Origin of the sequence: Actinomadura logoneensis, assembly GCF_003428695.1 — a bacterium.
GTDB classification, from domain to species: Bacteria; Actinomycetota; Actinomycetes; order Streptosporangiales; family Streptosporangiaceae; genus Spirillospora; species Spirillospora logoneensis.
Map to the genome: position 1 here is coordinate 21,095 of NZ_QURH01000231.1, position 8,475 is coordinate 29,569.

Annotated in this window: 6 protein-coding genes; all 6 read left to right on the plus strand. The window is 70.3% G+C overall.

The features are described 5' to 3' along the window. The first annotated feature begins 21 nt into the window (after window positions 1–21). Window positions 22–942 (plus strand): phosphogluconate dehydrogenase (NAD(+)-dependent, decarboxylating), encoded by a 921-nt coding sequence (gnd, locus tag DZF91_RS13565; protein ID WP_117357830.1) that lies wholly within the window; start codon window positions 22–24, stop codon window positions 940–942. Between the two features lie 168 nt (window positions 943–1,110). Continuing rightward, a complete protein-coding gene (gene recF, locus DZF91_RS13570) occupies window positions 1,111–2,358 on the plus strand; it encodes a DNA replication/repair protein RecF (protein ID WP_117357831.1) in 1,248 nt (415 codons plus the stop codon). A gap of 196 nt (window positions 2,359–2,554) precedes the next feature. Further along, window positions 2,555–2,989 carry a DUF721 domain-containing protein gene (locus DZF91_RS13575; RefSeq protein ID WP_235834260.1) on the plus strand — a complete coding sequence of 145 codons (435 nt, stop codon included), beginning with the start codon at window positions 2,555–2,557 and terminating at the stop codon, window positions 2,987–2,989. A 594-nt stretch (window positions 2,990–3,583) separates the two neighbouring features. Continuing rightward, complete coding sequence (gyrB, locus tag DZF91_RS13580) at window positions 3,584–5,527, plus strand: DNA topoisomerase (ATP-hydrolyzing) subunit B (protein ID WP_117357832.1); 1,944 nt, start codon at window positions 3,584–3,586, stop codon at window positions 5,525–5,527. 40 nt (window positions 5,528–5,567) lie between these two features. Continuing rightward, complete coding sequence (gene gyrA, locus DZF91_RS13585) at window positions 5,568–8,093, plus strand: DNA gyrase subunit A (RefSeq protein ID WP_117357833.1); 2,526 nt, start codon at window positions 5,568–5,570, stop codon at window positions 8,091–8,093. A gap of 46 nt (window positions 8,094–8,139) precedes the next feature. Next, window positions 8,140–8,475, plus strand: a 336-nt coding sequence (locus tag DZF91_RS13590; RefSeq protein ID WP_199486614.1) for a hypothetical protein, incomplete at its 3' end; no start/stop codon positions are given.

Sequence of the window (8,475 nt, forward strand, 5' to 3'; positions counted from 1 at the left end):
GCCACGCAGGGGAGTGAAGCAATGGAGCTCGGAATCATCGGTCTCGGCAAGATGGGCGGCAACATGGCCGAACGTCTGCGCCGCGGCGGCCACACCGTGGTGGGTTACGACCGCGACCCGAAGGTCAGCGACGTCTCCTCGGTCGAGGAACTGCTGGAGCGCCTGTCCGCGCCGCGCGCGGTGTGGGTGATGGTGCCCGCCGGCGGACCGACCCGGGAGACCATCCACAGGCTGGGGGAGCTGCTGTCGCCCGGTGACGTGGTCATCGACGGCGGCAACTCCCACTATGTGGACGACCAGAAGCACGGCGCCGAGCTGGCCGAGAAGGGCATCGGCTTCGTGGACTGCGGCGTGTCCGGCGGTGTCTGGGGGCTCCAGAACGGCTACGCGCTGATGGTCGGCGGGTCGGACGAGGACGTCCAGCGCCTCATGCCGATCTTCGAGACGCTGAAGCCGGAGGGCGAGTTCGGGTTCGTCCACTCGGGGAAGATCGGCGCCGGGCACTTCGTGAAGATGGTCCACAACGGCATCGAGTACGCGATGATGCAGGCGTTCGGCGAGGGCTACGAGCTGATCGAGGCCGCCGACATCGTCACCGACGTCCCGGGCACGTTCCGGTCCTGGCAGGAGGGCACGGTCATCCGGTCCTGGCTGCTGGACCTGATGAACCGCGCGCTGGCCGAGGACCCGGAGCTCGCCGAGATCCGCGGCTACGCCAACGACTCCGGCGAGGGCCGCTGGACCGTGCAGGCCGCCGTCGACCACGCCGTCCCGCTGCCGGCGATCACCGCGTCCCTGTTCGCGCGTTTCTCCTCGCGGCAGGACGACTCCCCCGCCATGAAGATCGTCGCCGCCCTGCGCAACCAGTTCGGCGGGCACGCCGTCGAGTCCGCCAAGGGCGCCGACTCCCCCGGCGCGGACGTCACGCCGCCCAAGGTCTGACCGCCACTCCCGGCCGCCGAGCCCCGGCATCCCCATCAGGGGACGCCGGGGCTCGGCCGTTCGCGGAGTTGTCCACAGACGGCGGGGCGAAGGGGGAGAAGCGGTGGGACACACGAGTTGAGCTGAGGCGTGCAGGGCTCCTGGTGGGAGGGCCTACCCTCGTGTCTCGTGCATGTCGCCCATCTCTCGCTCCAGGACTTCCGCTCGTACGCGACGGCCGAGGTGCCGCTGACGAGGGGCGTCACGGCCTTCGTGGGGCCGAACGGGCAGGGCAAGACGAACCTGGTCGAGGCGATCGGGTACGTCGCGACGCACGGCAGCCACCGCGCGGCCACGGACGCGCCGCTCGTCCGCCAGGGGACGCCCCGCGCCATCGTGCGGGCGGGAGTGGTGAAGGACGACCGCAAGGCCCTGATCGAGCTGGAGATCAACCCGGGGAAGGCCAACCGCGCCCGGCTGAACCGCTCCCCCGTCCCCAGGCCGCGCGAGATCCTGGGGATGCTGCGGACGGTCCTGTTCGCACCCGAAGACCTCTCGCTGGTGAAGGGCGACCCCGGCGAGCGGCGCCGCTACATGGACGAGCTGCTGACGGCGCGCGCCCCCCGCTTCGCGGGCGTCCGCTCCGACTACGAGCGCGTCCTCAAGCAGCGCAACGCCCTGCTGAAGTCGGCCGCCGCGCACCGGCGCTCCCCCGGCCCCGAGGTCCTGGCCACGCTGGACGTCTGGGACACGCACCTCGCGCGGACCGGCTCGGAACTCCTCGCCGCCCGCCTCGACCTCGTCGCGGCGCTGCGCCCCCTGGTGGCGCGCGCGTACGCCGAACTCGCCCCGCACAGCGGCGCGGCCGACCTGACGTACCGCAGTTCCCTCGGCGAGCGCGTCGAGTTGTCCACAGACCGTGGACAACTCGCCGAGCAACTGCTGGGCGGCGTTGCCGAGGCGCGCAAGCAGGAGCTGGAACGCGGCGTCAGCCTGGTGGGCCCGCACCGCGACGAGCTCGTCCTGCGCCTGGGGGAGCTCCCCGCGCGCGGCTACGCGTCCCACGGCGAGTCGTGGTCGTTCGCCCTCGCGCTCCGCCTCGCCGCCTTCGAGCTCCTTCGCGCGGACGGCGACGACCCGGTCCTGATCCTGGACGACGTCTTCGCCGAACTCGACGCGGGCCGCCGCAGCCGCCTGGCCGAGATGGTCGCGCCCGCCGAGCAGGTCCTCATCACGGCCGCCGTCCCTGCGGACGTCCCCGCCGAGCTCACCGGGACGACCTTCGACGTCGCCGACGGCGCCGTCTCCCCCCGCCCGACCGTCGGCGCCGACTCTGCTGTTTCCTCGGATGTGCCCGGGGCTCGTTCGGCCGATGGGACGGATGCGGGTGCCGTGGCCGGGGAGGCGGCGGATGATGGGGAAGTGACGCGCGGGTGATCTCCGTGCGACACGCCGGGTTCTGGAAGGGGGAGAAGCGGTGAACGACGATCCACGGGGTGTGGATAACTTCTCCGGATCGGTGGATTCCGGAGTCTCCGCGGCTTCCTCGGCGTCCGGCTCCCCTTCGGCGGCCGGTGGGCCCACGGCTTCTGACGCCCCAGCCAAGTCGGGGATCGAGCTGGCGCGTGAGGCGTTGGCGCAGGCGCGCGCGGACGCGATGAAGCGCGGCACCCTCCCCGGCCAGGGACGCCGACGCAAGGCCCCGGCAGGGACGGGGCGGGTCCGCGAGCCGGGACGCGGCGGCGATCCCAAGCCCTTCGGCAACGCGATCCGCGACCTGCTCGCCACCCGCGGCTGGGAGCAGCGCGCGGCGGTCGGCGGCGTCTTCGGCAACTGGGCGGGCCTCGTCGGCCCGGAGCTCGCCGAGCACACGCGTCCCGAGAAGTTCGACGACGGGGAGCTCACCGTCGTCGCCGACTCCACCACCTGGGCGACCCAGCTCCGGCTCCTGTCGTCCACGCTCGTCCGCCGCCTGAACGAGCAGCTCGGCCACGGGACGGTCAAGCGCGTCAAGGTCGTCGGCCCGTCCTCGGGGCCGCGGCGCACCGGGGCCTGGCGCGTCCGCTGACCCCCGACGTCCGCTGCAGCTGAACCATCACCTTCCCCCCGGTCAGCGAGGCCGTGGGCCTCTCATCTCGTCGCGTCCCACAGCGGTCATCGAAACGGGTTTCGGCGGGCTGCCGTCACAGCGTGCGACCAGCACGGCGGGGACCCGGCGCGGAGTTATCCACAGTTTGGAGCGCGGCTGTGGTCGGCGGGGCCCGGGACGGCAGGCTGGTGTTCGCGGGTTCCCGGCCCCCGAGGGGCGCGGGAGCGCAGGTCAGACGGTCGGAAGGGAGTGTCGGTGGCACATGGGAACATGCGTTCGGAGTCAACCGGTGCGGCGCGGCGCGAGCGTCCCGTAGGGCGGAGAACACCCCTGGATCCATGGGGGGATGCATCTCCAGGGCCGTTCGAGCGGCACACGCGCGCACAGGGGCCGTCAGTGCCTCTTTCTGAGATCGGAGCGGGTAAGATGGGAGAGGTTCAGGATGTTGCGCCGCCGTGGGTCGCCCAGGCTCCGTCCGACACCGACAAGGAGTAGTGGGCGTCCCTTACGTGTGTTACGGGGCACACCGCGTCAATCGCGGGACGGCGAGCGTCCCCGGCAGGAGGATCTCCTTTGGCGTACGACGCTAGTTCGATCACTGTCCTTGAGGGCCTTGAGGCGGTGCGCAAGCGCCCTGGCATGTACATCGGATCGACCGGGGAACGCGGCCTGCACCACCTGGTCTACGAGATCGTCGACAACTCCGTCGACGAGGCGCTGGCCGGATACGCCGACACGATCGAGGTCAGGCTGCTGGCCGATAACGGCGTCCGTGTCACCGACAACGGCCGCGGCATCCCGGTCGGGCTGCACCCGGTGGAGAACAAACCGGCGGTCGAGCTCGTGCTGACCACGCTGCACGCGGGCGGCAAGTTCGACGGCAAGTCCTACGCGGTCTCCGGCGGCCTGCACGGCGTCGGCTCCGCGGTGGTGAACGCGCTGTCCACCCGCCTGGACGCCGAGATCCGCACCGACGGCCACTACTGGCGCCAGTCCTACAACTGGAAGGGCGCGCTCGGGCCGCTGGAGAAGGGCGACCCGACCGACGAGACCGGCACCACCATCACCTTCTGGCCCGACCCGGACGTCTTCGAGACCACCGAGTGGTCGTTCGAGACGCTGTCGCGCCGCATGCAGGAGATGGCGTTCCTGAACCGCGGCCTGTCGATCAGCCTGCGGGACGAGCGGCCCGAGCACTCCGCCGAGGAGGGCGAGCCGCGCGAGGTCACCTTCCACTACGAGGGCGGCATCGAGGACTTCGTCCGCTACATCAACGCGAAGAAGGAACAGGTCCACGACTCCGTCATCTACTTCAGCGACGACACCGAGGGCATGTCGGTGGAGATCGCGATGCAGTGGAACGCGTCGTACGCCGAGTCCGTGCACACCTTCGCGAACACGATCAACACGGCCGAGGGCGGCACCCACGAGGAGGGCTTCCGCGCCGCGCTGACCACGATCGTCAACCGGTACGCGCGCGACAAGGGCCTGCTCCGCGACAAGGACGACAACCTCACCGGCGAGGACGTCCGCGAGGGCCTCACCGCGATCATCTCGATCAAGCTCGCCGACCCGCAGTTCGAGGGCCAGACCAAGACCAAGCTGGGCAACACCGAGGCCAAGTCGTTCGTCCAGAAGGCGTGCAACGAGCACCTGCGCGACTGGTTCGAGGAGAACCCGGGCGAGGCCAAGGAGATCATCAACAAGGCCACGCAGGCGGCGCGCGCCCGCGTCGCGGCCCGCCAGGCGCGCGACCTGACCCGGCGCAAGAGCCTGCTGGAGTCGACCTCGCTGCCCGGCAAGCTGTCGGACTGCCAGTCCACCGACCCGGCGATGTCCGAGGTCTACATCGTCGAGGGCGACAGCGCCGGCGGCTCGGCCAAGGGCGGCCGCAACCCGATGTACCAGGCCATCCTGCCGATCCGCGGCAAGATCCTGAACGTCGAGAAGGCGCGGATCGACAAGATCCTCAAGAACAACGAGGTGCAGGCGATCATCACCGCCCTCGGCACCGGCGTGCACGACGAGTTCGACATCACCAAGCTCCGCTACCACAAGATCATCCTGATGTCGGACGCCGACGTGGACGGCCACCACATCAACACGCTGCTGCTGACCCTGCTGTTCCGGTTCATGCGGCCGCTGATCGAGGCCGGCCACGTCTACCTCGCCAAGCCACCGCTGTACAAGATCAAGTGGGACGCCCGCGGCAGCGACGCCGACTACGCCTACTCCGATCCCGAACGCGACCAGATCATCGAGCAGGGCATCGCGGCCGGCAAGCGCGACCCGCGCCCGCGCGACCAGGTCCAGCGGTTCAAGGGCCTCGGCGAGATGAACGCCGACGAGCTCTGGGACACCACGATGGACCCGGACCGCCGCGTCCTGATGCAGATCCAGCTGGACGACGCCGCGCAGGCCGACGAGCTGTTCAGCGTCCTGATGGGCGAGGAGGTCGAACCGCGCCGCGAGTTCATCCAGCGCAACGCCAAGGACGTCCGCTTCCTGGACATCTGAGTCCGCCCGGCAGAACCACTAGAGCAGAGGTTTGACGCAAGTGACTGAAACGACCACCGATGGCGGGGGCACCGGCGGGAGCGGCGGCGGGCGGATCGAGCCGGTCGACATCCAGCAGCGGATGCAGACCAGCTACCTCGACTACGCGATGTCGGTCATCGTGGCGCGTGCGCTGCCCGAGGTCCGCGACGGCCTGAAGCCCGTGCACCGCCGCGTCCTGTACGCGATGTACGACGGCGGCTACCGCCCCGACCGCGGCTACTTCAAGTGCGCGCGCGTCGTCGGCGACGTCATGGGCAACTACCACCCGCACGGCGACTCGGCCATCTACGACGCGCTCGTCCGCCTGGCCCAGCCCTGGGCGATGCGGTACCCGCTGGTCGACGGCAACGGCAACTTCGGTTCGCGCGGCAACGACCCGGCCGCGGCCATGCGGTACACCGAGTGCCGCATGGCCCCCCTGGCGATGGAGCTCCTGCGCGACATCGACAAGGAGACCGTCGACTTCACGCCGAACTACGACGGTCGTTCGGCCGAGCCGACCGTCATGCCGTCCCGCTACCCGAACCTGCTGGTCAACGGTTCGGCGGGCATCGCGGTCGGGATGGCGACCAACATCCCGCCGCACAACCTGCGCGAGGTCGCCGAGGGCGTCCAGTGGTACCTGGAGAACTACGGCGCCGCGGACGACGAGCTGCTCGAGGCGCTGATCGAGCGGGTCAAGGGCCCCGACTTCCCGACCGCCGGCCTGATCGTCGGCCGCAAGGGCATCGAGGAGGCGTACCGCACCGGCCGCGGCTCGATCACCATGCGCGCGGTGGTCGAGGTCGAGGAGATCCAGAACCGCACCTGCCTGGTGGTCACCGAGCTGCCGTACCAGGTCAACCCGGACAACCTCGCCCTCAAGATCGCCGAGCTGGTGAAGGACGGCAAGCTCGAGGGCATCGCCGACGTCCGCGACGAGACCTCCGGCCGCACCGGCCAGCGCCTGGTGATCGTCCTCAAGCGGGACGCGGTCGCCAAGGTCGTCCTGAACAACCTGTACAAGCACACGCAGCTGCAGGAGACGTTCGGCGCGAACATGCTCGCGCTGGTGGACGGCGTGCCGCGCACGCTGCGCCTCGACCAGTTCATCCGGTACTGGGTCGAGCACCAGATCGACGTGATCGTCCGGCGCACCCGGTACCTGCTGCGCAAGGCCGAGGAGCGCGCCCACATCCTGCGCGCGCTGCTGAAGGCGCTCGACCGCATCGAAGAGGTCATCGCGCTGATCCGCCGGTCGCCGTCCGCCCAGGCGGCGCAGCGGGGACTGATGCAGCTGCTGGAGATCGACGAGATCCAGGCCCAGGCCATCCTGGACATGCAGCTGCGCAAGCTGGCCGCCCTGGAGCGCCAGGCCATCATCGACGAGTACGACAAGCTGATGGCCGAGATCGCCGACTACAACGAGATCCTGGCCTCGCCCGAGCGGCAGCGCACGATCGTCGGCGAGGAGCTCGCGCCGATCGTGGAGAAGTACGGCGACGAGCGACGCACCGAGATCATCCCCTTCGACGGCGACGTGTCCTACGAGGACCTCATCGCCGAGGAGGACGTGGTCGTCACGATCACCCGCGGCGGCTACGCCAAGCGCACCCGCACCGACCACTACCGGGCGCAGCGGCGCGGGGGCAAGGGCGTGCGCGGCGCGCAGCTCAAGCAGGACGACATCGTCGACCAGTTCTTCGTCACCACGACGCACCACTGGATCCTGTTCTTCACCAACAAGGGCCGCGTCTACCGGGCGAAGGCGTACGAGCTGCCGGACGCCGGCCGCGACTCGCGCGGCCAGCACGTCGCGAACCTGCTCGCGTTCCAGCCCGACGAGCACATCGCCCAGGTCATGGACCTGCGCGACTACGACGTCGCGCCGTACCTGGTGCTCGCCACCAGCAAGGGCAAGGTGAAGAAGACCGCGCTGCGCGACTTCGACTCGCCCCGCACCGGCGGCATCATCGCCATCAACCTCGCCGAGGACGACGAGGTGATCGCCGCCCGGCTGGTGTCCCCGGACGACGACCTGCTGATGGTGTCCACCAACGCGCAGTCGATCCGGTTCTCGGCCGACGACGACTCGCTGCGGCCGATGGGCCGGGCGACCTCCGGCGTGATCGGGATGCGGTTCGAGGGCGACCAGCAGTTGCTGAACATGCTGGTTGCGTCCGATCCGTCCCAGGATGTCCTTGTGGCGACCGAAGGTGGCTATGCGAAGCGCACCCCGATTGACCAATATCCCCGCCAGGGACGTGGGGGTAAGGGAGTGCTCACCGCTAAGATCGTGGAATCTCGCGGCCGGTTGGTCGGGGCGCTGATGGTCGGCCCGGACGACGAGGTCTTCGCGATGACCGCCTCCGGCGGTGTCATCCGGACGACCGCGGCGGAGATCAAGCAGTCCGGTCGGCAGACCATGGGGGTCCGGCTGATGAACCTCGCGAACGGCGACGGCGTCGTGGCCATCGCGAGGAACGTAGAGTCCATGGAGGACACCGGCGAGGACGACACGGCCGAGGGAGGCGAGGGCGAGTGACCCTCCCGCCCGCCGCCGCGTCCGCGCCGCCAGGCCAGGAGGTCACGTGAGCAGCGAGCCCGGTACGGACAAGCCCTTGGTGAGCAAGGGCACGTCCGGCAGGTCGTCGGACCGGGGGAAGGCCGTGCCCGCGGCGTCCAAGCCCGGCCGTGACGAGGCGACGGTGGAGATCACGCCCGCCGACGAGACCAAGCACGACCTGCCGAAGGTCGAGGACAAGCCGTCCGCGGCCGAGGCGACGTCCGTGCCGTCCGCGGCGGCCAGGTCCGCCGCGTCCGGCAAGCCCGCGTGGAACGAGCCCGCCGAGCCCGCCGACTCGGTCTCGGCCGACCGCACCGACGCGCGCTTCGGCCGCGCCGAGTCGCCGTCGGCCGCGGCCGCG